Genomic DNA, 24,170 nt, shown 5'->3' with positions numbered 1-24,170 from the left:
TTACTTAAAAAACACAGAGTCATACAATCATGGTTATTGTGGATTTGCATTCTGATGAACTGAAAAAGCATAGTGAAGCGTTTTACAAATATTCGTAAAAATTTTTTTATTGGAAGCTTTTCGTCTCTTTGTAGTTTACAATTTTTTTTATCATTTTATCTTAAGCAAAGAGAATGGGGATTCATTTCTATTTCTTTATTTTATCTGAGAAGGGCGGAGTTATACGAATGTCAAAGAAAGTCATGATCGTGGAAGATAATGAGCTTAATATGAAGTTATTCCGTGATCTTGTAGAAGCGAGTGGCTATGAAACCGTTGAAACACGGAATGGTCTTATGGCATTAGATTTGGCGCGTTCATCGATGCCATCTCTTATCCTTGTGGATATTCAGTTGCCAGAGGTCTCTGGAATAGATGTTATTAAACAATTAAAAGAAGATGAGGAACTAAGATCAATTCCTGTTGTGGCTGTAACAGCTTTTGCTATGAAGGGGGATGAGGAGCGAATTCGAGCAAGTGGATGTGAAGAATATATGTCAAAGCCTATTTCTGTCCCTCATTTTATCACAATGGTAAAGCATTTTGTGGACTAAAGATTTGTTACGTGATGATAGAAAAAGACGTTGAAAAGCGTATGAGATCGCTAAAGTTAGTGTGCAAGTATTTTTGTATTTTAGCAGGTGGATATATTTAAGTTACCAAAACAGACTTGAAAAATTGAAAGGAAATTTTGATTTTTTAGTTTTTGTTTTAAGAGAAGTTGTTTTTTGTACTCTTGTTTTCTTCTAAGTGGTATAAGATTTTTTCCTGCATTCATCTCAAAGTCTGTTTTAGCAGGGCGAAAAAAGCCCCGATGAAAACGGGGCTCTATATCTATATATTGCACAAATATTGAAATTAACGTTTCGAAAATTGGAAAGAACGACGCGCTTTTGCTTTACCGTATTTTTTACGTTCAACGACACGGCTATCGCGGGTAAGAAATCCCCCTTTTTTCAAAATTGGGCGAAGTTCTGGTTCATAATAAGTTAAAGCTTTGGAAATACCATGACGTACTGCACCAGCTTGTCCAGAAAGACCTCCACCTGCAACGGTTGCAATAATATCAAATTGGGTATCCCTATTTGTTGCAACAATTGGTTGACGAAGAATCATTCTCAAAACAGGACGAGCAAAATATTTGTCAAATTCTTTGTTGTTAATGATAATTTTTCCAGAACCTGGTTTAATCCATACGCGAGCAACAGCATCTTTACGTTTTCCTGTTGCATAGGCACGCCCTTGTGAATCAAGCTTTTGCACATGGACAGGAGCGATGTTTTCATGAGCTTCCACAGTATTTGTTACGACACTGAGCTCAGCAAGAGAATTAATTTCAGCCATAATCAAGCAATCCTTTTGTTTTTGCGGTTTAAAGCACTAACGTCAAGAGACTCGGGCTGTTGTGCTTCATGCGGATGTTGGCTTCCAGCATAAACACGGAGATTCTTCAATTGACGGCGACCAAGGGGACCACGCGGAATCATACGTTCTACAGCTTTTTCAACAACGCGTTCAGGAAAACGTCCTTCAAGAAGCTGACGCGCTGTACGTTCTTTGATTCCACCAATATAACCGGTATGCCAATAATATTTTTTATCTGTATATTTTTTACCGGTAAGAGCTATTTTATCAGCATTGATGACAATAACGTTGTCTCCATCATCAACATGTGGCGTAAATGTAGCTTTATGTTTGCCCCGTAAGCGGTTCGCAACAAATGTAGCAAGACGCCCTAAAACAAGGTTTTCTGCGTCAATAATAACCCATTTTTTCACCACTTCAGTTGGCTTTTGTGAAAAAGTTGCCATAGAAGTATCCTTTAATTAACGCCCTCTATCATGAGGGAAATTTTATTGTTGTGTGTTGAAAATTGTTCTCATAGCGAAATATCTAACGCACACTTTTCACTCTGATATAATGTCTTTTGATTGACGTCAAGAGAAAATAAAAACTTTATAAAACAATACATTACGAGAGAGGTATTATGATACCTCGTATGAGGAGGTGTTTTATGTACATTTTTTGGGGTGAATGTTGCAAAAGGCTATTTTGTCTTTAACACATGATTGTATTTTATTAATCTCCATTATAAAATAAATAGTAATGCAGCTGTCTCGTTATTTTCTCAATGTTGAATCTTCTGCTTGTGGTCAGGCTTGGTTAGATGCCCTTGATGTTAAAGGGGTAAGTAATGCGCGTGCGATTTCTCAGAAATTTGGTTTTCCTGATCAGTTAGCACGAGTTCTTTCAGCAAGAGATGTGGATGAAACTGAAGCTGTTGCTTTTATTAATCCAACATTGCGCATGCTCATGCCTGATCCAGAAAGTTTTGTTGATATGCAATGCGCAGCAGAGCGTATTATTAAGGCTCTTCTTAATCAAGAACAGGTTGCTGTTTTTGGTGATTATGATGTTGATGGCGCTTGCGCATCAGCACTTATCGCGCGGTTTTTTCGTTATTTTGGGATTGAAGTCAAAATTTATATTCCTGATCGTATTGTTGAAGGCTATGGGCCAAATGAACAAGCTATGAAAATGCTTGTGCAAGAAGGTGCCCGTTTAATTATTACTGTTGATTGTGGAGCAAATAGTCCAGATGCTGTAAAAGCAGCAAGATTAGCAGGTGCTGATGTTGTAATTTTAGATCATCATCAAATGTCAGAAGTTCATCAAGAAGCTGTTGCTCTTGTTAATCCTAATCGCCCTGATGATTTTTCTGGACAAGGGCATTTATGTGCAGCAGGTGTTGTCTTTGTTACGTTAGCTTGGGTCCATCGTTTACTGCGGCAAAAAAAGTTCGAAGGGCCATTGCCTGATCTTCTCAGTATGCTTGATCTTGTTGCCTTGGCAACCATATGTGATGTTGTTCCATTACAGGGGGTTAACCGCGCTTTTGTGGTAAAAGGACTTCAAGTTGCTCGTTCTATGCATAATCCTGGGGTCGCTGCTTTAACAAAAGTTGCAAGGATAGGCGAACCGCTTAATAGTTTTCATTTAGGCTTTTTGTTAGGTCCTAGAATTAATGCGGGAGGACGCATTGGTGACCAGGCTTTGGGGGCACGTTTGCTCAGCTGTGAGGATAAAGAGGAGGCGAACAGAATAGCAGAACAATTAAATCAACTTAACCAAGAACGCCAAGAAATGGAGAATATTCAATTAGCACAAGCGGAATCTTATATTGCTTCTCTTTATCAAGATCAAGAAACACCATTGTCACTTGTTATTTCTCATCAAGAATGGCATCCAGGGATTATTGGTATTCTTGCTTCCCGCCTCAAAGAGCGTTTTTTTTGTCCTGTTTTTGCTATTGCATTGAGAGAAGATGGAAATGGCGTAGGGTCAGGACGCTCAATTAGCGGCATAGATCTAGGGGCACTCGTTCGTGAGGCTGTTACACTCAATTTATTAGAAAAAGGAGGGGGGCATAGTATGGCAGCAGGCATTACAATTCAATCGACAAAAATTGAAATTTTTCGAACATGGCTAGAAGAAAAAGTTTCTGTCATGGTTTCGCAATTGCATGCCAAAAAGTCTCTTAGTATAGATGGCTCTCTTTCTGCTTCTGGTGTTAATCAAGCACTATTTGAGTTGCTTGAAAAGGCAGGGCCTTTTGGGACAGGGAATGCAACACCTGTTTTTGTTCTTCCCTCTCATCGATTAATGAACCTATCTGAAGTTGGTAAAGGACATCTTCGCCTTATTGTATCTAATGTGGAGGGCAAAAAACTACAAGGAATAGCTTTTCGTGCTGTAGGGACAGCGCTTGGTGATTTTCTGTCGAGAAATATTGGCGAAATGATTCATTTAGCTGGCCATCTTAGTTTGAATTATTGGAATGGGACGATCAATCCACAACTGCGTGTGATTGACGCTGCTGCAGTAGTTTAAAAGAGATATTTTTTACATTAGATGTCTAAATTAGAAGCAAAAGTAGAATTTTCTTGTATAAAACGAAATCGTGCTTCTGGTTTTGTTCCCATGAGACTTTCTACAGTCTTTTTTGTTTCTTGCATTTCCACAGCATCAATAGAAACACGCAGCAGTGTGCGTTTTTGGGGATGCATCGTCGTTTCTTTAAGTTGTTCTGCGCGCATCTCACCCAGTCCTTTAAAACGACCAATTTCAATTTTCGCTTTTCCCGTAAATTCAGTTTTGAGCAATTCATCCTTATGGATGTCATCGCGTGCATAAGCAACTTTTCCGCCTTGCGATATTCTATAAAGGGGAGGGACGGCGAGATATAAATGTCCCTGATGAATAAGATCTGGCATTTCTTGAAAAAAGAAGGTAATGAGCAGTGATGCAATATGAGCACCATCAACATCTGCATCTGTCATGATGATAATACGTTCATATCTGAGATCTTTTTCACGATATTTAGAGCGTGTTCCACATCCAAGAGCAAGAATAAGATCGCTAATTGTTTGGCTTGAGTTCATTTTTTCATGGGCAGCACTGGCAACATTGAGGATTTTACCACGAAGAGGTAAAATTGCTTGGTTTGCTCTATTTCTTGCTTGTTTAGCCGATCCCCCTGCAGAATCCCCTTCAACAATGAATAATTCAGCACCTGTAGCATGGTTTTGGCTACAATCTGCAAGTTTACCGGGCAGACGTAATTTACGGACAGCTGTTTTGCGACTTATTTCTCTATCTTGGCGTCGTCTAACGCGTTCTTCAGCACGTTCAATAACCCAATCAAGAAGTTTTGTTGCTTCTTGGGGGGAATTTGCTAACCAATGGTCAAAAGGATCACGGATTGCATTCTCAACAATACGTTGCGCTTCGATTGTGGCTAGTCGATCTTTTGTTTGTCCAACAAATTCAGGATTTTTGATAAAAATTGAAAGTATTGCAGCCGTTGAAATCATAATATCGTCTGATGTAATGATCGCTGCACGCTTGTTTCCTATTAACTCAGCATAGGATTTCAGTCCACGCAAAAGAGCTTGACGTAATCCTGTTTCGTGCGTTCCACCTTCTCCTGTAGGAATAGTATTGCAATAAGATTGCACATGAGCATCACCGCCATGCCAAGCGATGGCCCATTCAACACAGCCATGACCATTATTTTGTTGTGTTTTGCCAGAAAAAATTTCTGATGTGACGCGATATTCGTCTTTTAATGACGCGAGTAAATAGTCTTTAAGCCCATTGGGAAAATGAAAAATAGCTTTTTCAGGAATATTTTTTACGCCTTCAAGTATGGCGGGATCACAAGTCCAGCGAATTTTTACGCCGCCAAAAAGATAGGCTTTAGAGCACGCCATCTGATAAATTTTTTCTGGATCAAAAGCTGCTTTTTCACCAAAAATTTCACTATCAGGATGAAAACGAACACGCGTACCACGACGATTATAAACATCTCCCAAATCTTCTAATCCAGATTGAGGAATACCACGTGAAAAACGTTGGCGGTAAAGTTTTCGTTCTCGTGCAACTTCAACTTCCATATCATCTGATAGAGCATTGACGACAGAAATTCCTACTCCATGAAGCCCGCCCGCAGTTTGATAAGCTTTTCCATCAAACTTTCCTCCAGAGTGGAGTTGTGTCATAATAACTTCTAGAGTTGATTTATCAGGCATTTGAGGATGATTTTCGACAGGAATACCGCGTCCATTATCTGTAACGGTTATATAACCGTTCCTATCTAATGAGACCTCAATGGAATCTGCATAACCAGCAACAGCTTCATCCATCGCATTATCAATAATTTCAGCAAATAAATGGTGAAGCGCTTTACTGTCTGTTCCACCAATATACATTCCAGGGCGTAAACGTACAGGCTCTAAACCCTCAAGCACTCGAATAGAGAGGGCATTATAGTCGTCTTCTTGCGTATTTTTTGCACTTTTTTTTGAAACCATTGCTTTTGATTTCATTGGAGACTGCAGAGTGCTTTCTTTTGTATTTACCCTAGATTGGGCTTTATTTAAAACACTAAAAAGATCCTTGTTGTTATCGCTCATAGCGTTTAACTATCCACCTCATAAAATAAAAATATTTATTAGAATAAATTTTATGCCTGTTTTTTATTTAAAAATCAATGCAGTTAGGAAACATCAATTGTTGGACCAAAAATTTGTTCAAAAGCCTGTTTGAGAGCAATATCAATATCATGCATTGTTACAGGACATCCTAAATCAAGAAAGCTTGTTACACCGTGGTTTGTAATTCCACAAGGAACAATTCCTGAGTAATGGGCTAAATTAGGATTAACATTGATAGAAACGCCATGAAAACTTATCCATTTGCGCACTCGAATGCCAATCGCCGCAATTTTATCTTCAGAAGAAAGATCATTTTGTTTTGATGGGTTATGAGATTGTTTAATCCAGACACCAACGCGATCTTCTCTGCGTTCGCCTTTAATATTAAAGCTTGCGAGCATCTGTATGATCCATTCTTCTAATGCACTAATGAAAGCACGAATGTCTTGTTTTCGGCGTTTAAGATCAAGCATAATATAAGCAATACGCTGTCCTGGTCCATGATAGGTAAATTCACCTCCACGTCCTGCTTCGTAAACAGGAAATAAATGAGGCGCTAAGAGATCCTTTTTATCTGCACTCGTACCCGCAGTATAAAGGGAAGGGTGCTCAAGAAGCCAAACCTGTTCATGGGCCGTTTTTGCAAGAATTTTTTCCACACGTTCCTGCATGTAACGCAGCGCTTCAGGATATTCAACCAAATGATCACTTATTTTCCATTCAACGGGTGGATTCCCTAGAATTGCATTAAAATGATGTGATAAGTGACTACGATCCCTATGTTTCAATTCAAATGTCATTGGCAATATTTATCTTAATGTTTGAGTTTGTATTGTAATCAGAAAAATAACAAAAGCGTAAGATTAAGAGACACTTTATGAGAAATGCAATGAATTTTTAATGAGAAATGTAATAAGTTTTATTAAAAAGAACGTGTTATGTTCGTTTTACCATCTTCCTGTTGCACCACCACCACCTGATGATCCACCACCACCTCTGAATCCTCCTCCTCCTGAATGTCCACCAAAAATTCCACCAGAACCTCTACCCCTCGTATTTAAGTTTAAAAACCAAGGTGTGAAGACAATACCCATCCAAAGATACTTTCGTGGACCTATTTTCTGACCAAAAATCATAGCAAGAATGGGTAAACCCATGGCTATAAAGAGAATGAAAAACATGACTGTATTTATAATCATTTCTTCTTTTGCAGCTTGTTTACGTTGTTCTTCAACAGCTTTAGCTTTTTGTTTGAGTCGAAAAGAAAAATCTGCATCACTTTGTGTGATCACTTTGATAATTGCATGAACCGATTCAACAATTCCTTTTTGATAATTTCCTTCACGAAAATGAGGAATCATGAAGCTATTAATGATGACAGAGGAAATAGCATCTGTTAGTTCTCCTTCCAGACCATAGCCTACCTCAATACGTGCTTCACGTTCATTGGGTGCAATGACGATTAATACGCCATTATTGATTTCTTTTTGGCCTAACTTCCATGTGCGAAAAAGAGAATTGCTGTAAGTTTCTATATCATTTCCCGAAAGAGTAGGGAGCGTTACAAGAACAATTTGATCTCCCGTTTTCTCTTCGAGTGTAGCAAGCTTTTCCGTTAAATTTCTCTTTGTTGCATGGTCAAGTAAATGAGCTATATCGTTGATATAGCCGGTTAAGGGAGGAAATTGAGTGTATGCGTAAGAGACATTCCCCAATGCAATGATTAAGTATAGAATGCTTAAAGGAACCCATAAACGTCGAAAAAAACGACGTTGTATAAAGTGTTGAAATGGTTTCATTAATTAAAATTAACCTTTGGAGTTTGTTGGCTATCCGTATCGATGGTAAAAGTTGGCATCGGTTTAGCGTCACGAAACCATAATTTTGCCCAAATCATTGTTGGCATTGTTTTGAGTGCCGTGTTGTAGGCACGAACTGTTTCAATATAATCGCGGCGTGCAACGGAGATACGGTTTTCAGTTCCTTCTAGTTGTGATTGAAGAGCAAGAAAGTTCTGGTTTGCTTTAAGATCCGGATAGTTTTCGACAACTGCCATAAGTCGCGAAAGTGCACTTGATAAATTGGCTTGATTTTTGAGATATTGCTGCATAATTTCCGGATTATTCAACATATCTGCATTAATGTTGACTTGTGTTGCTTTGGCACGTGCTTCAATGACATTTGTGAAAACGCTTTGTTCATGGGCGGCGTAAGCTTTAACTGTTTCTACAAGATTGGGGATGAGATCTGTACGGCGTTGATATTGATTGAGTACTTCACTCCATGCGGCGTGTGCTTTTTCTTCATTTGTTGGTATTGTGTTAAATCCGCAGCCACTTAAAAATGGTATTAACCCTGCCAAAAAAATAATGATTGAAAATTGTTTTAATATTTTAAACATTGAAGAAGTTTGTACATTTAACATAAAGATGTCTCCACAGATATTTTATGTATCATATAGGGTTTATCTTACTTGTGGAAAGTATTTTGAATTTTATAAACAGCTATTGTTATCAATAAATTGACATCTCTCTGCGTTTTTAGCACGCTTAAGTCACTTGTTGATATGAAAATAATAGTGAGAGTATAGATGTCAGCTTATGAAAGATCAACATTATTCATATCAATTATTCTTTACAGAAAATTATATTATTTTCATAGGACTTTTTTATTTTAGAACGTAGAAAATAACAATTAACGAAGGGGAGAATGTCGGTATCAAGCTTATAAAAAGAAGAGGCCGTTCCCATTTTTCTTCCTTTAGAAGATAAGCTTAACCTATTGGATAAAAAGGCTTTTAAATTATGGATAGCAACAATTATGAAGAAGGGGGGAAATTCCTGCATTGCAAAATGTTCAATGGCAAAATGAAAAGTTTGACGGATTAGCTGATGATTATGATCGCTATCCTCTTCGCTGCCGTCCTCACTTTATTTAAGATCATGTTTCTCCCTTTTAAGAATAAAAAGCATTTGTCCATCGTGATGTAGGGATTGGAATAGGCATTGCATGAGAGGGAATTGTTAAATTTTTAGGGAATAGCAGCAATATCATGCTATTTTTATCCTAAGGAATGGCTTTTAAAAAAGCATTTTCATTCAAAGAGAGATTATATCTTTTTTATTTTATAGGTTTTATAGAAGGGTTAATAATGTTAAGAATTATACTTTAATTGAATAAAGAAAGAAAATTATGACGATTATACTAAAACCGGGTGAGGTAACACTTAGCGAACTTGAAGCTATTTATTTTAATGGTGAAGTGAGTAAACTTCATCATGACACGCATTTAGCTATCGAGAAAGGAGCGCAGCGCATTGCTGAAATTGCTGCTGGAAGCGAGCCTGTATATGGGATTAATACTGGTTTTGGGAAATTGGCTTCCATTAAAATTGGTGCAGACAAAGTCACTGTTTTACAGAGAAATCTTATTTTGTCCCATTGTTGTGGGGTAGGAGATCCTCTTGCTGAAGATATTGTGCGTTTGATGATGAGTTTAAAGCTTATCTCTTTGGGAAGAGGGGCTTCTGGGGTTCGTCTAGAATTGGTCAATTTGCTGGAAAATATGCTGGTAAGGGGTGTTATTCCTGTCATCCCAGAAAAAGGATCTGTTGGCGCTTCAGGTGATCTTGCCCCACTTGCTCACATGGCTGCTGTTATGATGGGAGAAGGAGAAGCGTTTTTTCAAAAGGTTCGTATGAGTGGAGCGACTGCGTTAGAAAAAGCAGGGTTATCTCCTATTATTCTAGAGGCAAAGGAAGGTTTAGCTCTTATTAATGGGACTCAAACATCAACAGCACTTGCACTTGCTAACCTTTTCCGAGCTTATCGGGCATTGTGTGGTGGATTGTTGGCTGGGGCTTTAACGACAGATGCTACCATGGGGTCAACAGCGCCATTTCACCCTGATATCCATATTTTACGAGGCCATTATGGGCAGATTGCTGTATCGAAAACATTGGAAAAACTTGTAGAAGATTCAGAAATTCGTGCAGCACATTTACGGGGTGATGAGCGTGTACAAGATCCTTATTGTATACGTTGTCAGCCACAGGTTATGGGGGCATGTTTTGATATTTTGCGAGCAGCAGCCAAAACACTGATTATTGAAGCAAATGCTGTTACAGATAATCCATTAATTTTAAGGAATGGTGAAGTTGTATCAGGTGGAAATTTTCATGCTGAGCCTGTAGCATTTGCTGCTGATCAGATTGCTCTTGCTTTGTGTGAAATAGGGGCTATTTCTCAACGGCGTATTGCTCTTATGGTTGATCCAGCAGTTTCTTATGGTCTTCCAGCTTTTTTAGCCAATAATGCAGGTCTTAATTCAGGTTTTATGATTGCTGAAGTAACAGCAGCAGCTTTAATGTCTGAAAATAAACAAATGGCTCATCCTGCTTCCGTTGATTCAACACCAACTTCAGCCAATCAAGAAGATCATGTTTCAATGGCTTGCCATGGTGCTCGTCGGTTATTGGTAATGAGCGAAAACCTTTTTACAATTATTGGCATTGAAACGCTTATTGCAGCACAAGGAATTGAATATCGCGCACCTTTAAAAACAAGTACTCTTTTGCAGTCTGTTATGGAATGTTTACGCAAAAATATTGCTTCTCTTAAGGAAGATCGCTATCTGGCTCCAGATCTTCATCAAGCACATATACTTGTACGTGAGGGGCATTTATTATCTGTTTTACCAGAAACAATTTTCCCTTCATTAAGTTTTCAATGATATTTGTTTTAAGGCTAATGAGGAAGGATGGATATTAGATTTTGAAACTTCCTCATATAAAAATATAGAAAATCAATACTATATTTGAATTATTGAATCAATTGTGTATATATCTTCTGTTTGTAACCAACTATATATATTTTACTTTATAGTGATCTGAATTTATCATCATAAGTTTATAATCTATTAAATTGAAATAAGTATACTTTATAATTCCTATCAGAGATTTTTAATTTAATTTAAATAATATCCAAAAATTATATATTGTGATATTATGTTTTTATAATTATAAATTATATTATATGCATTATATTAAATAAAAATTTTATTTTATATTCTTCTTATTTGTTAATACTTTATGAGTTTTATAGTTCATTTTTTGTATTTTAAGTAAAAAAGGAGAAATAAATGTTTAAAAGTACTAGATTAGGTATTTTAACAACAATTCTTTTTTGTTTTTCACAAACTCTTGAGGTTCATGCAAATTTTAGGAGAGGTAGCTTTCCAGAGGGAATTTTTATTATGATGGTGTCTCAAGAGAAAGAGCCTCTTATTTTAGCTAAAAACAAAGGTTTTAGTGATATCTCAGGGCAAATTCCCAGAGGAAAGGAGGGAGATATTATTGGACCAACAGTTAAAGATGCTATTTTTACCGTATATTTTTTTTTCATTGGAAAGCTTGTCGTTAAGGCTGTGGGAGCCCTTAGAAGATGGGCTGTAGATTCACTTTCTCATACTTTTAAAAATTGGCGAGATTCGCTTTATCATTGATTGAGTTTTTCAATTGGCGTAAAAAGTTTGTTTTATGGGCTCAAAGAGAATTTGCTTAAAGTCACAAAAATTAATTGTATGCATAGTTAGTGCGCTTGTTATGAACTTTTAGGCTTCTATTTCGGTGTACTGAAATAGAAGCCTAAAAGTTCACACTACATTAAGACTAATTTTCTTTGTAAAAAGCCATGGAATACGAAATGAATTAAATGACAATTATAAAAAAATTCATTATCACTTTATTTCAATAAAATAATACGAAATTGCAGGTTATAAAAACTGTATAATTTGCCATATAAGTATTTTTTATTGTTTAGAGCAAAGCGTTGGACTGGCTGGTTTTTGATGTTTTTTGAAATATATTCGTGAAAGAAACATGAGATTTTATTTATCATAAAGCTGTTTATTGTGGTGTGGATTTTCGCCAACATTTTAATAAAGAAGGAAAGTAATGGCAAGAAATGAACTGAAACGAGGGATGAGTAAGCGCCAAGTTATTTTTTTAGCTCTTGGCTCTGCTATTGGAACAGGTCTTTTTTATGGATCAGCCCAAGCAATTAAGCTTGCGGGTCCCAGTGTTTTGATTGCCTATTGTATTTCTGGTTTAGCTATTTTTATGGTTATGCGGGCTTTAGGAGAGATGATCCTTCATAATCCATTACCTGGTTCTTTTGCGCGTTATGCGGCAAATTATATATCGCCATTGGCAGGTTTTTTAACGGGGTGGACATATGTATTTGAGATGATTCTTGTTGGTTTGGCTGATATTACAGCTTTTGCGACTTATATGGGGTTTTGGTACCCTGAAGTTGCTCCTTGGGTATGGGCACTGAGTATTACACTCATCATTACAGGTATTAATTTAGCTGCTGTAGAAGTCTATGGTGAGCTAGAATTTTGGCTGTCTTCTATTAAAGTGATCGCTATCATTGCGATGATTATTTTAGGCATAGCAATTATTTTTTGGGGGTGGGGTGAAGATGCTCATTCTTCTACTGTTACTGTTCATAATTTATGGAAGAATGGTGGTATTTTCCCTAATGGTTGGTTTGGTTTTTTAGCTTGCTTTAGTGTTGTTGTTTTTGCTTTTGGTGGTATAGAAATCATTGGCATGGCAGTCATGGAAGTTCAAAATCCTCATCAAACGATTTCAAAGGCAATTAATTCTACTCCATTTCGTATTTTGCTTTTTTACATCATGACATTAGCTATTTTAATGTCTCTTTATCCTTGGAATGAGATTGGTCTTATGGATAGTCCTTTTGTATCCATTTTTGAAAATCTTGGGATTTCATATGCAGCAAATATTTTAAATATTGTTGTTGTTACAGCGGCTATTTCGGCAATGAATAGTGGAATGTATGGTGCTTGTCGTATGATCCATGGTTTATCGCAGGAGGGTTATGCTTTAAAGAAGTTTCAATATTTATCAAAAAACGGTATACCAGTTTTTGTTATTTTGATGATCTTCACTATTTTTCTTCTTGGTGCTGTCCTTAATTATTTTTATCATGAAAAGCTTTTTTTTCTTATTGCGGCAATGGCAACATTTGCAACAGTTTTTGTTTGGATGATGATTCTACTTTCGCAAATTTTTATGCGAATTAAGATGCCTAAAGAAGTACAGAATGCTTTAAACTTTCCCATTCCATTTTGGCCGATAGGGTCAATTTTTTCTATTTTATTTATGGTTTTTATTTTTATTCTCTTATGGTACTTTGATGAGACGCGACCAGTTTTAATTGTTGGTGTTGCTTGGATTGCTTGGCTTGTTATTTGTTTCTATGCCCTTAAGCTTTACAATTTTAAGCAAAAGAAACTGCAATAAAATAAAGATTATAAACTAAAAAGAAAGAATGAATGTCTTCAGAAGAACGGGTATTCGATTGTTATCTTCTAAAGATTGGAATAATTTAAATTGAAAACAATCTGCTCGTTATCGTTTTGCTTTGGAATATTTTGTAAACTATTGCTTATTTTAATGGTAAGCTATTAATAATAATTTCATCATATGAATATCAGACATTACTATCAAGATAAGTATTTCATGTTAAAACGTTTTTATATTAAAATGCCTAACAGTACTAATAGGTTTTATTAGATACAAGGCTATAAAAAATATCTTTTTCTAAACTTATTAATGAAGTTCTCTTTCATAAGAGAAGTTATTGTGAGAATTGTTTCTATATTTTGATTTGTATTTTTTTCATCGTTACTCAACTGAACCAAATAAATTATTTTATAGGCTTTTTTAAAATTGAGTTTTTAAATTTTGTTATTAAAGAAGCGGATATTATCGCTGGCACAAACCCTCTGAGCAAAGATGAACAGAGCAGGAATATTAATCTGACAGCGGGGTAAGATATCACCTTTGAAAGTGGAAAAAATACGCAAACAACGCAAAATCATTCGCAAAGTGCCTCCATGAATGTTGGCTACAGCTACGGCACGAGTGGGTCAGGGGGGATGGGGAATGCTTCTTTTAGTAAAGGAAATGGCTCGAGTGAACAGGTGCAACACAAAAACAGCCATATTATAGGCACTAACACTATTCATACTAACAGTAGGCAAAACACCACATTGGCGGGGGCAGTGCTTTTTGCAAATCTTATAGAGATGGGTGTTGGTAGCGCTCTCACTATTACCAGCCTCAGTGATACAGGAAAAACCTTTAGCAAGCAAAATTCTGTTTCTGTTGTATTTGGTGCAGAAACAACGGGTGGAGGAGGTTCAATGAACGCCTCTTTCCAAAAAGACAAATCCTCTAGTGATTATCACAATGTTGGGGAGCAATCAGGCATCAAAGCAGGGGCAGACGGCTTTGAGATCAACGTTAAAGATAAAACAACGCTGACCGGCGGCATTATTGCCAGCACTGCCTCGGCAGACAAAAACAAACTGACCACCGGAACCATTGCGACGAGTGATATTATCAACAGTGCTCATGCTACAGCCAGCAGCCAAGGTTTTAGCATTTCAGCAGGTGGTCCGATACATCAAGGCAAATATGGCGTTGTAAAAAACATTGTTAAAAATGTCTTCGATCATTCTAAAGCCTATGATGAAGAGGAAGGTTACACCAAATCCGCCATCAGTGATGCTACCACTGTGATAACCAATGAAGACGGGCAAATGGCAATGACAGGGCAAAATGGGGACCAAGCCATTGCTTCCCTTAATCGCGATACCGTCAACGCCCATAAGGGCGTCTCACCCATCGATGTAGGCAAACTGGAACAAATCGTTCATGAAAACCGTGAGATGGCCACCCAATTGCTGGAAGAAGGATTTAAATATAGCGATGACTCCTATAAAACCATGTTTCTTAAAGAACACCCTCTCGCTGTGGTCGACCGTGATGAACAGGGCAATATAATCTATAAAACAGATGAAAATGGAGAACCTATAGAAGACGCCCGCGGGCAAAAAATTCCTAAGTTTCATTATTTAACGGAGGAAGAGAAGCAGCATTTACAGGAGGGGGCTGACGGTAAGGTACATGTGCCCCTCAATGGCATCTTTACACCACCAGAGGAAGCTGCTGTTTATGCAGAGCAACATGCCAAGGATAAAAATGCACCGCTTTATTTTGTTGTGTTCCCAGAAGCCGATTCTGCTATCTCAGAACTTCTGGTTGCAGGCTATCAGAAGATTTTTGAAAATAACTTTTGGGGTCTGACCAATTCAACACAAGAAGCAAAAAATCTGGTGTCTGGCTATGGCAATACAGGGTTGGAGCTTAACGGCCATAGCCGCGGTGGCATGACAGTGGGAAATACGCTGAATTCTTTAAAACAAGAAGGTGTAAATGATATAGCAGGCAATACAAGGGTCAACCTCTATGCGCCAGCCTTTAATGCATTTGTTGCAGCGGGTCTGTTATCTTATGTGAGTGGTGGCAAACAAACCACTGTTGGTTTTGATGGGCATAAATATGACTTTGTAAGCCGATGGATTGGCGGCAATGACTATACGTATGAGACAATACCTGCTGGCAGCAATGCTTGGAAAGAAGCATGGAGAATGTTCACAGATCCCAACAGTGTTCACACATGTCTTGGAAATGCAAATGCTATGTGCAACACACTTTACGGTACATCTCATCTAGAACAATTTCCTTTAAGTAAATCATGGAGTAAAAAATGAAACAAATTCAAAAGCTATTAAGTGCAATAACTTTGTTGATCATAACTGGATGCCAATTTAATAAACCTCCTGTATCTTCTATAGGGGCATGGGAAAAGCCAGGAGCGGACTTTACAGAGATAGGAAAAGCCTTGTTAGAATGTGGCATGCCAACTCCTTATGATCGCGATCCAGAAAACGATAATCGTAGTTTCAATCAAATGGCAACCATTGATGCTTGCATGCTCCAAGCAGGATTCCGCTATAAATATGATGTGGGGGGGGGTGGTGTGGAAATCATAAAGCCGAAAACTTGCCGATTTGTCGTCCAGGCGCTGTTATACCACAGCGAAGTGTCAAGAGGCGCTTAAACAGCCCGTTTTGTAAAAAATATAAAAATAGCCGTAAATGCCAACCTTAAGTTTTACTGTTAATGGAAAGTAACAATCCCCACATTCATGTATTCCCTTGGCAGTGCGGGATTGTTTCTTCAACCAACCGTCCTGACGCTATTTATCTATAGCGTCTACAAATATAGGACAACAATTTATAAAAATATCTATTTCAATTATAATCAAAATATTGAGAGTAATTATAAGCATAACGTTGATAGAATATGATTTTAGTAGTAATTTTACTGTATTTTTGATATAATACCCAATGGCATAATCATCGGAAAAAGATAAATGATAATAAAGAGTGAGAATGTCTATCATTGTTTTGGAAATGAAAACGCAGCATGTAAAATAATTTATAGATTGTTTCGTGATATCAAAATTATTCAAGGATAGGAAAATGAAGCAGATTTTAAAATTATTAAGCGGGATAGCCTTACTTATTATGGCTGGGTGTTACCCAGAACAGCCTTCGCAAACGGCTGTAGATGTATGGGAAAAGTCTGGTGCAGATCAACTTGAGGTTAAAAAAGCTTTGTTAGAGTGCGGAATGCAGCATCTTGATGGGCGTCTTGATACAGAAAAAAGTACCGATGAAAAGTTCAATGCAGAGGAGTCTGTGAATGCATGCATGATACAAGCAGGTTTCCAAGATAAATTGGGAAGGGTGAAATGGTGTGAGAAATATGAAAATCTTCCAATTTGTCAGCCTGATGCTGTTATTCCTCAGCGAAGTGTGGAGAGGCGCTTAAATAGTCCTCATTGTGAAGAGAACAAAGAACAACCCGAATGTCAGCCTTAAGTTGAGGTCGCTATAATCAAATCCTCGTATTTCTTATTCTCGCAGGGGGGGCGAAGCGGGGATACTTTTTCGATGTACGATCTCTATGCTCTCTAAAGTTGTTTTACGTACGAGAAAATATTGGCAGACTTATCAGCCTTTTTATTGTAATTATTAAAGGAGGGGGAAAATGAAAAAAATATTGAAGTTATTAGTGCTATAGTTTTATAAAATTCTGCTGGATGTATCAGTAAACTTCTCTCATCGACTTTTGCATTATGGGAAAGTCCCAGTGTCGATAAGTCTGTGGTCCAACAAGCACTATCAAAATACGGCTGGAAACCAATTTATGCTTCTTCTGAAAATATGGATTCGCGTGTAAATGAATTTGCAGCAATTTAGAGTGCATGATTAAAGCAGATTATCGCTACAAATTGCAAGATTTAAAGGGAATTTATTTTTCATCAGTGCCGCGGAGTGATTCATTTTTAGTCAATTTAATGGTAGCAGGGTATCAGCAGATTATGGAAAATGATACTTTTGCTGTAACCAACTCGACAAAACAAGAGCGAGATCTGATGTTACGACTTGGGAATGATATAAAAAACGTCAGAAAATAAAAAAACTCTGAAAAAGTGAAATATTCATCTTTAAAGCAGTAATTGAATGAAATATTATGGAGAAGAAAGAGAAAATATAGTTCTTTACCTCTTGATATAGTGATATTCATTGGCTTTGATAGTGTAATAGTGTTATTATCAGATGATAATAGTGGGGAATATTTGAAAATTTATTTGATATAAAGAGTGGCAAAGAATGGTTTTGCTAACATAGCTACTTTAACGGTAATAAATAGTTTTTTTTCAATAGCACTGATTTAATGTAGAAATTGTGTACATTCGCTTCCATTTCAGTGCAAAGTTTTATTGGATTTGTGTTGTTATTGAAGAAATGATGCGGTTATAAATTTTACTGTATCTTATTATGTGATATTTGTATTAGTATATTTTGATCGTTTGAATCTTAAAAATTATTCTCATTTTGTTATATTTTTATTTTTGGGAAATGAGATAAGTTAAACATTATATCTCTTCAAAATTCAGGTTTTTTCGCATTGTTTGAGATTAATTTTATGGTGTTTTGTGCCAAAACTCTCAATATTTTTAGGATGAATCTTTAAAGAAATTGTTATTCTCAAGGGTATTTTTAAATTTTTTGTTCTTTCTTTACACAAAATACAAAACGTATTATGAAACGCTGTCACTTATCAAAAAAAATAAAATAACTTTGTTTATTTTATTCTTAATGTATTTAATTTGTCGTTTATTGTTTTGCTCACATTTTTTGTTTTTGTTGTAAAAAGAAAGTTTTGAAAAGCAATGGTAATCAAGGTATCTCATAATCGCTTGTATTCGTGCGTTTTTACAGCAGCTATTTTTTCTTTTTTATTCAATATGGATATTGAAGTACATTCTCGCCCATTTGTGTCACTGTCATGTGAAGAAAACAAATTGCCCTATGAATGCAGTGATGGTGCAAAGCATACAATTAGCGATAAAATATATAAGATCACGGCACTTGTTCAACCAAAGAGTGAGGAGGAGAGTTCTCTGTCCTTGCCTTTTGCTATAGCAGTACAGGAGCCCAATACAGTTATTCAGGCAATGCGTATAGAAGTTGAAGGTACTGAAAGTATAGAAGATATTTATGGTGCGGTTGCATCACGAGGAGGAAAAATTGTCTTGAGCGATTCAGCTTTTAAAAATGTGTCAATAGGTCTTAAAGCTGATCGTGGAATAATTGAGGTCAATCGTGGAACAATTGAAGCTACTCAGGTCGCTGCTTATGCAGAGAAGGTAGGAGCATCTGTTACGTTAACGGATACAAAAATTAAAGTGGAAGGTCAGGGGATTGGTCAAGAGAGTGCCCTTTTTGTTACGGCTGATGCGGGTGTTCAGATGAAGGGTGGATTTATTGATGTGAATGATGCCGCTGCGCTTTATGTAGAGAGAGGAGGGAGTGCAACTCTAGATGGTGTTACCATTACTTCAAAACGTCAAAAAACAGAAGATAGAAAAAATACAAATGAAAAAATTGCGCATACAGTTTTCAATTTAAAACAACAGGGCTCTGTTTATTTAAAAAAGGCGAATATTGTTTCTACGGATGTTCATGTTTTAACAGTTGGAAAAGATTTTAACACACAATCTGCTGTCGGCAGGGACGGAAATCTTTTAATCTCGCGGGTGAATATTGAAGATTCAACCATTAAGGCAATGGGAAACAAGCATGGTATGCGTTTTGAAACGGGAGGGGAGACTAGTGCGTACGAACAGGGACTTGTTTTTTTGAAAAGGACGGTTTTTGAGGTTCCTGCTGGAACAGCTATTCATAGTCATAACAGTCAGAGTTATATTGCTGTAACAGAAGGCACTAAAATTTCTGGTGATTTATTATTAACAGCTGAAAAAGGGGGGACTGTCGCGATTTTGGCTGATTCTTCTTCATTGATAGGAGGGACTCGTGTTGCCGACGATTCTATTGTTGAGCTTTATTTGACAAAAGGATCAAAATGGTTTTTGACAAGAAGAAGAGAGATAGATTTGCACGTTGCAAATCGTACAAGTTCATTTATTTCATTTGTAAAACTTTCTGATAGTTTTATCGCTTTTGAAACTCCAATGTTTCACATGTATCAGACACTTTATATCGGAAAAGGAGAGAAAGAAGTTTATAGTGCGCAAGATCGTGCGGATATTTATCTCAATACCTATCTCAGGCGTGATGGGTTGCTTGATAATAAAAAGACTGATCGACTTTTAATACAGGGTGATGTTTCTGGAAAAACAACAGTTTATGTGCAATTTATTGCGGAAAATCTGGAGGAGACAGTAACCAGTGAAAATGCTCAGAGTATTTCACTTATTCAGGTTTCTGGAAAAGCAGCAGAGGATTCTTTTCAATTAAATCGTGCTTATATTGCATTAGAGGGTTCGCCTTACCAATATTATCTTCATGCCTATGGTCCAGATTCTTCTCTTGGACAAGCACAAACTTCTCAAAGATTGGTTGAGGGAGAGGGAGATTTTTGGGATTTTCGCCTTGAAAGTAAATATATTCAGCCTGCTTTAGGGGAGTCTAATCTTCCTCATTCTAAGTTAAAGATCAGAGAAGTTGTTCCACAAGTTCCGACCTATCTTCTGTTACAAAATGCTTTGTTTCATGTTGGATTCATGGATATCCGTAATCAACAAAAGCAATTGCAAGCTACACGGTCTATTTCTCGTAAGTTATTAAAAGGTAAAGAGAATTTTGCATTATCTGTTTACGGTTACGGTGGGAGTTATCGTTATGTCTCAGATTTATCTCTCCTTGAATATGGGTACGATGGGAATGTTGATTATAACGCTATAGAAACAGATATTTTATTCAAAACAATAGAGAGGGCATATAGTACGATATCTTTTGGGATTATGGGAACCTATGGAAAGCTTTCCTTACAACCTTGTGGCGTGGAACAAAGTCAAAAAAGTCCGTTTAATAAATGGACATTTACGGCATACGGTCGTGTGAAACACAATACGGGTTTTTATGGAGATGGTCTTTTATCTTATGGTTTGGTTAAAGGCGATGTTCTTACTCATGCTTGGGGTAAGACGGCGACATTAAAAGCAAATCCTCTGAGCGTTTCGTTGTCTGTTGGTAAAGCGTTTATGACAGGACAGGGTGGTCTTCTTTTTGATCCGCAGATTCAGCTTATTTATCAACATCTTCAATTTGATAAGTTTCGTGATATTGATGGATTTGATGTTGAGATGAAAAAAGCAGATCAATGGTTGATGCGTATTGGAGGGTATTTAAGTAAAACATTTACGGCATATGAAAAGGATCGTATTATTTCTTTAAATGGCAATATTCATCTTGCTCATCGTTTTGGTGAAAAACAATTTGTTCATCTAAAAGATGTTTTCCAGTTAGGGGCTTTTGGTTCTTCTTTAGAAGCAGGTTTGGGGATTAACGCACAATTTTCTTCTAAAGTGTCACTTCACAGTAATCTTAGCTATCAGCATAAGCTAACCAAGGCAGGCTTTTCTGGCGTTCGTTTTTCTGGTGGATTGCGTTATCATTTTTAGTAGATGTGAAAGGATCACGTTGATTTAAATTTTTTTATCTGGTTGATAGGAGGCTCAGATACTTTAAAAAAATTTATCAATGAAACTCTAAATCTATTTGTATTTTTGGGGCTACGAATATATGAGATGCATCCGTCATTAGCTTTTTAAAATAGCAACACTGTTATCCTATTATGCTGTAAAACACCGTTATTTAAGGGAGGTGAATATCAATTATAACAGGAAGGAGTATTGATTTTTGATTGGGGGCTTTTGCCGTTAAGCAAAGAGGGGTGATGCGTAAAATGCACAACTTCATATTCTTACTTCGCTTTATAGACTATAAGAAGCATTTTAAAAGCATGTGAGTGTGTGTAAATACCTCTTCTTTTAGATGGAGCGTATGCAAAGTTATGAATCAATGATCACTATCAAACTCAACATCTCCTTTAAGGAGAAGGCTTTTGCAAAATTTTAGGTAATCGCATTGTGATTTTGCCTGTATTGATAAGATTCATATCAACATTAAGAGTCGTAGAAATATCTCTATCAGGGTGTTTAAATATCGGTTTTCCATATAATCCTTAAGGTATCATCAAGCCATTTATGGTAATCGCGTGCTTCTTGATCTGAGGCATGAACAGAGAAAATAAAACCAGGATATCCACCAAATGCTGGTGGAGGTGGTGAGATATGATTAGTTTCAAAGAAAATTATTGTTCTGGCGGTTTGAGGATGTTGTGCAACCTTATCGAGACCTAAAAATCCAGAAAAATGTCCATACCCATGAAGAGGAATAATGTAATTTGCAGCCACTTTTTTAGCTGGGAGTATATCAGGAAGGTCGGGGTTTTGTTCAGCTAAAGCGGCATTCATACAAAGTTTTGCAAATGAAACTCCTGTGCCTTGCTCTACAATAAAATGGGAGACACCTGATCCACCGATACGAGCACCGATCTCAATGATATAAGGCAAGTTATTGGCATCTAGGCGTAGCTCTACATGGGCAGCACCCATATTTATACCAAGAGCTTTCACCCCAGAGCATGCAACCTCACATAAAGCAATAACGAGAGGATCATCTAGATCACAGCGTTGACGATAAATTGTTTCTTCAAACCATGGCCCTTCAGGTTGTCCTTTGTCGCCAACGGCTAGAACATGTACACCTGCTGTATCAACAAAACATTCTACGACAAATTCTTTTCCTGACAAATACTGTTCAACAACTAAACCTAAAGGTTTATTTGCATCGTTAAAACGTGCCATGTCTTTATGCTGAACATTCCATACTGCTTTAATGAGATCAGGAAGTTTGGTGGAATTTTTAGCTAACATTACGCCTGTACTTGCCCATCCAGAGATGGGTTTAATGACGAGCGGATAGTCTAAGGTATGCACTTGTGATAGGTCTTCTGGATTATCTATATAAAGAAATCTTGGTGTTCTAAGCCCTGCTTTAGCAAAAGCTTGACGCATGAGATATTTATTTCGGGTTAATGCTGCTACTTCTGGTTCAATACTTGGAGCATTGATTTTTTTGGCAGCCAAAGCGGTCCATAGAATGGCTTCTTCACGTAGGGTCATAACCCCACAAATATTGCGTTCTTTTACGCCTGCTGCAAAAGCGTCTAGAGCTGCCTCTGGATTATCAAAAATAGGAAGTTGCCAAGTTGAAGTGACTGCTGCAGGGAGCTGAATAGGAGTGCTTTCAGCGGTATCATAGATCATGACTAATTCAATATTAGCGGCTTGTGCTGCTTCAAATATAAAGGGTAGTTTTGCATTACGTTGGCAAACTAACGCGAGTTTTTTCATTTTATTTCCTCATTAAATTTGGAATTTTGGGAATGGCGTTTCTGTTGCCATTTAGATACCTTTGATGCATCTATAAATAAGAGTGACATCCCTATAACAGCCATTATCATGGCAATTATTTTGATCATATTGAGAGAAGGGCTCGAGCCGATGATCCATTCACATGCAACCACTGCAAAAGGAGATAATACGCCAATAGTGTTGGCATATAATACGCCTCCCTCAGCGAGAACTTTTTGGTACAATACGTAAACGGGTGCTGAGCAAACAGTTGCTAAAATCAATATTTTCAATATATCTTCTAACTTAAGATAGAAGAGTGGGGTGGGATCAAAAATGAAGAATAGCATAAACGATGCTGCAGAAATTGTCGTGATCCAAGCCAATGAGGTGAGCAAAGGTAAATTTTTAAGATAACGTTTAGACAATAAACCATATGTAGAGTAAGAAAGCGCTGCTATTAAAGCAAGAGCTATTCCTATTAGGCTGTAAGATTCACCCTCTACACTGTTTATATTAAATGCTATAGCTGCTACACTGACAATGATCATACCGATAAGCTTGAACCATGAGAACATAAGGCACTTCGTCAGAGTCCCCAGTAGATAGGTAATGCCTGGAATAGTGGCTAAAACCATGGTTAAATCACTGGCTTTGAGTGATTTTAATGCACCAAAACTGCAGATAAAATATAGCGAAAATCCTAACACCGATAGAATTAAAAAAGAAGGTATCATGGAAAGCAAGGGAAGGGATCTGAAAATAGCTTTCTCACGAAAAAGTGCCATCAACCATAAGGCTACAGCAGTCGCACACAACCTCAGTCCAACCGCATGCATGACAGGTATATTGCTCACCAAATTCTTAGATAATAACCAACTTATGGAAAACAATGCGAGAATGGCAAAGGTAAATAAGAATAACCGTCCTTTTAAGAAATTCAACGATTTAATCCCCCAATAACGCGCTGTGCATAGTGTGATGTTGAAAAATTAAATCGTGACTGTGAGGTTTTTGGTTTTCCAAGATTATTTTGGATATAATCCTTAGCCCCTGCCAAATAAGCGTCATCATCTAATGTTTCAAGTGCTTCTATATCTGTAATTATCAGTGATATTACTTTCTTAAGACGCTCTAAGTCAAATTGAATATAATCTTGAATCGTTTTAATCAATGTTTGTTTCGAATCAATATTTCTAAAAGCAAGATATAAGAAAAACAAATTTTTTAAAAAAATTATTCTAACAACTGTTGCTGTATATATGGAGAAAGGCATTGTCTTGTTTGTTCAATAAAGGATATATTTTAAAATCGGTTTGGATTAATAGAATTTTTTCCTTCTTGTAAGGTAGAGAAAGAAATCAATTTAAACCTTAAATCAGATACAGAGAGCTTTGAAAAC

The 24,170-nt window shown here is 37.0% G+C and carries 17 protein-coding genes and 3 pseudogenes; 11 read left to right on the top strand and 9 right to left on the bottom strand.

What is annotated here, in order from left to right:
• Nucleotides 1–227 precede the first annotated feature (227 nt).
• Nucleotides 228–593, top strand: coding sequence for a response regulator (locus FJG96_RS07310; RefSeq protein WP_005773308.1), 366 nt, complete (start codon nt 228–230; stop codon nt 591–593).
• Nucleotides 594–897: 304 nt separating this feature from the next.
• Here the strand turns inward: FJG96_RS07310 and rpsI are convergent, their stop codons facing one another.
• The gene (gene rpsI, locus FJG96_RS07305; RefSeq protein ID WP_139413380.1) at nt 898–1,383 is read right to left on the bottom strand and encodes a 30S ribosomal protein S9; all 486 of its coding nucleotides are present in this window, start codon (nt 1,381–1,383) and stop codon (nt 898–900) included.
• 2 nt (nt 1,384–1,385) lie between these two features.
• The gene (gene rplM, locus FJG96_RS07300) at nt 1,386–1,850 is read right to left on the bottom strand and encodes a 50S ribosomal protein L13 (RefSeq protein WP_120100763.1); all 465 of its coding nucleotides are present in this window, start codon (nt 1,848–1,850) and stop codon (nt 1,386–1,388) included.
• Nucleotides 1,851–2,145: 295 nt separating this feature from the next.
• Between rplM and recJ the strand changes: the two genes are divergently transcribed.
• Nucleotides 2,146–3,930: a single-stranded-DNA-specific exonuclease RecJ gene (recJ, locus tag FJG96_RS07295; protein ID WP_139413379.1), complete on the top strand. Its 1,785-nt coding sequence runs from the start codon at nt 2,146–2,148 to the stop codon at nt 3,928–3,930.
• A 17-nt stretch (nt 3,931–3,947) separates the two neighbouring features.
• Here recJ and parE read toward each other — a convergent pair whose 3' ends face one another.
• From parE to FJG96_RS07275, 4 genes are all read right to left on the bottom strand, one after another.
• Nucleotides 3,948–6,014, bottom strand: coding sequence for a DNA topoisomerase IV subunit B (parE, locus tag FJG96_RS07290; RefSeq protein WP_139413378.1), 2,067 nt, complete (start codon nt 6,012–6,014; stop codon nt 3,948–3,950).
• 83 nt (nt 6,015–6,097) lie between these two features.
• Nucleotides 6,098–6,835, bottom strand: coding sequence for a lipoyl(octanoyl) transferase LipB (gene lipB, locus FJG96_RS07285; protein WP_139413377.1), 738 nt, complete (start codon nt 6,833–6,835; stop codon nt 6,098–6,100).
• A 147-nt stretch (nt 6,836–6,982) separates the two neighbouring features.
• Nucleotides 6,983–7,834: a TPM domain-containing protein gene (locus tag FJG96_RS07280; protein ID WP_139413376.1), complete on the bottom strand. Its 852-nt coding sequence runs from the start codon at nt 7,832–7,834 to the stop codon at nt 6,983–6,985.
• Nucleotides 7,834–8,460, bottom strand: coding sequence for a LemA family protein (locus tag FJG96_RS07275; protein WP_139413375.1), 627 nt, complete (start codon nt 8,458–8,460; stop codon nt 7,834–7,836). The genes FJG96_RS07280 and FJG96_RS07275 overlap by 1 nt, the downstream gene beginning before the upstream one ends.
• Nucleotides 8,461–8,880: 420 nt before the next feature.
• On the opposite strand from FJG96_RS07275, the pseudogene FJG96_RS09110 reads away from it, so the two are divergent.
• From FJG96_RS09110 to FJG96_RS07230, 9 genes and pseudogenes are all read left to right on the top strand, one after another.
• Nucleotides 8,881–9,045: pseudogene (locus FJG96_RS09110) on the top strand (class I SAM-dependent methyltransferase); the annotation flags it as partial.
• A gap of 182 nt (nt 9,046–9,227) precedes the next feature.
• On the top strand, nt 9,228–10,766 hold the full coding sequence (gene hutH / locus FJG96_RS07265) for a histidine ammonia-lyase (RefSeq protein WP_139413374.1): 1,539 nt from the start codon (nt 9,228–9,230) through the stop codon (nt 10,764–10,766).
• A 408-nt stretch (nt 10,767–11,174) separates the two neighbouring features.
• The gene (locus FJG96_RS07260) at nt 11,175–11,537 is read left to right on the top strand and encodes a hypothetical protein (protein ID WP_139413373.1); all 363 of its coding nucleotides are present in this window, start codon (nt 11,175–11,177) and stop codon (nt 11,535–11,537) included.
• Nucleotides 11,538–11,988: 451 nt separating this feature from the next.
• Nucleotides 11,989–13,365 carry an amino acid permease gene (locus FJG96_RS07255; RefSeq protein WP_139413372.1) on the top strand — a complete coding sequence of 459 codons (1,377 nt, stop codon included), beginning with the start codon at nt 11,989–11,991 and terminating at the stop codon, nt 13,363–13,365.
• Nucleotides 13,366–13,823: 458 nt separating this feature from the next.
• Nucleotides 13,824–15,683 (top strand): annotated as a pseudogene (locus tag FJG96_RS07250) (hemagglutinin repeat-containing protein); the annotation flags it as partial.
• Nucleotides 15,680–16,083, top strand: a pseudogene (locus FJG96_RS07245) (hypothetical protein). The pseudogenes FJG96_RS07250 and FJG96_RS07245, both read left to right, overlap by 4 nt.
• A gap of 374 nt (nt 16,084–16,457) precedes the next feature.
• The gene (locus FJG96_RS07240) at nt 16,458–16,859 is read left to right on the top strand and encodes a hypothetical protein (RefSeq protein WP_139413370.1); all 402 of its coding nucleotides are present in this window, start codon (nt 16,458–16,460) and stop codon (nt 16,857–16,859) included.
• A 386-nt stretch (nt 16,860–17,245) separates the two neighbouring features.
• On the top strand, nt 17,246–17,458 hold the full coding sequence (locus FJG96_RS09105; protein WP_246046912.1) for a hypothetical protein: 213 nt from the start codon (nt 17,246–17,248) through the stop codon (nt 17,456–17,458).
• Between the two features lie 759 nt (nt 17,459–18,217).
• Entirely contained in the window at nt 18,218–20,971 is a 2,754-nt protein-coding gene (locus tag FJG96_RS07230; protein WP_139413369.1) for an autotransporter outer membrane beta-barrel domain-containing protein, read from the top strand.
• 537 nt (nt 20,972–21,508) lie between these two features.
• Here FJG96_RS07230 and FJG96_RS07225 read toward each other — a convergent pair.
• The 3 genes from FJG96_RS07225 to FJG96_RS07215 form a co-directional block, all read right to left on the bottom strand.
• Nucleotides 21,509–22,768, bottom strand: a complete 1,260-nt coding sequence (locus FJG96_RS07225; RefSeq protein WP_139413368.1) for an ATP-grasp domain-containing protein — start codon at nt 22,766–22,768, stop codon at nt 21,509–21,511.
• A complete protein-coding gene (locus FJG96_RS07220; protein ID WP_246046925.1) occupies nt 22,765–23,625 on the bottom strand; it encodes a DMT family transporter in 861 nt (286 codons plus the stop codon). Before FJG96_RS07220 ends, FJG96_RS07225 begins: the two co-directional genes overlap by 4 nt.
• Nucleotides 23,626–23,708: 83 nt before the next feature.
• Nucleotides 23,709–23,942, bottom strand: a complete 234-nt coding sequence (locus FJG96_RS07215; RefSeq protein ID WP_246046911.1) for a hypothetical protein — start codon at nt 23,940–23,942, stop codon at nt 23,709–23,711.
• Between the last annotated feature and the right edge of the window lie 228 nt (nt 23,943–24,170).

Origin of the sequence: Bartonella mastomydis (genome assembly GCF_900185775.1) — a bacterium.
In the GTDB taxonomy this organism is placed as follows: domain Bacteria; phylum Pseudomonadota; class Alphaproteobacteria; order Rhizobiales; family Rhizobiaceae; genus Bartonella; species Bartonella elizabethae.
Note: the sequence above shows the minus strand (reverse complement) of the source record. Positions and strands in the feature narration are given on the sequence as shown.

Bases quoted from the DNA above. Each gene is read 5' to 3' on its own strand.
- lipB (WP_139413377.1), bottom strand. From the start codon at position 6,835: ATGACATTTGAATTGAAACATAGGGATCGTAGTCACTTATCACATCAT.
- recJ (WP_139413379.1), top strand. From the start codon at position 2,146: ATGCAGCTGTCTCGTTATTTTCTCAATGTTGAATCTTCTGCTTGTGGT.
- hutH (WP_139413374.1), top strand. From the start codon at position 9,228: ATGACGATTATACTAAAACCGGGTGAGGTAACACTTAGCGAACTTGAA.
- FJG96_RS07260 (WP_139413373.1), top strand. From the start codon at position 11,175: ATGTTTAAAAGTACTAGATTAGGTATTTTAACAACAATTCTTTTTTGT.
- FJG96_RS07230 (WP_139413369.1), top strand. From the start codon at position 18,218: ATGGTAATCAAGGTATCTCATAATCGCTTGTATTCGTGCGTTTTTACA.
- FJG96_RS07225 (WP_139413368.1), bottom strand. From the start codon at position 22,768: ATGAAAAAACTCGCGTTAGTTTGCCAACGTAATGCAAAACTACCCTTT.
- FJG96_RS07310 (WP_005773308.1), top strand. From the start codon at position 228: ATGTCAAAGAAAGTCATGATCGTGGAAGATAATGAGCTTAATATGAAG.
- FJG96_RS07275 (WP_139413375.1), bottom strand. From the start codon at position 8,460: ATGTTAAATGTACAAACTTCTTCAATGTTTAAAATATTAAAACAATTT.
- FJG96_RS07255 (WP_139413372.1), top strand. From the start codon at position 11,989: ATGGCAAGAAATGAACTGAAACGAGGGATGAGTAAGCGCCAAGTTATT.
- rpsI (WP_139413380.1), bottom strand. From the start codon at position 1,383: ATGGCTGAAATTAATTCTCTTGCTGAGCTCAGTGTCGTAACAAATACT.
- FJG96_RS07280 (WP_139413376.1), bottom strand. From the start codon at position 7,834: ATGAAACCATTTCAACACTTTATACAACGTCGTTTTTTTCGACGTTTA.
- parE (WP_139413378.1), bottom strand. From the start codon at position 6,014: ATGAGCGATAACAACAAGGATCTTTTTAGTGTTTTAAATAAAGCCCAA.
- FJG96_RS09105 (WP_246046912.1), top strand. From the start codon at position 17,246: ATGATTAAAGCAGATTATCGCTACAAATTGCAAGATTTAAAGGGAATT.
- FJG96_RS07240 (WP_139413370.1), top strand. From the start codon at position 16,458: ATGAAGCAGATTTTAAAATTATTAAGCGGGATAGCCTTACTTATTATG.
- rplM (WP_120100763.1), bottom strand. From the start codon at position 1,850: ATGGCAACTTTTTCACAAAAGCCAACTGAAGTGGTGAAAAAATGGGTT.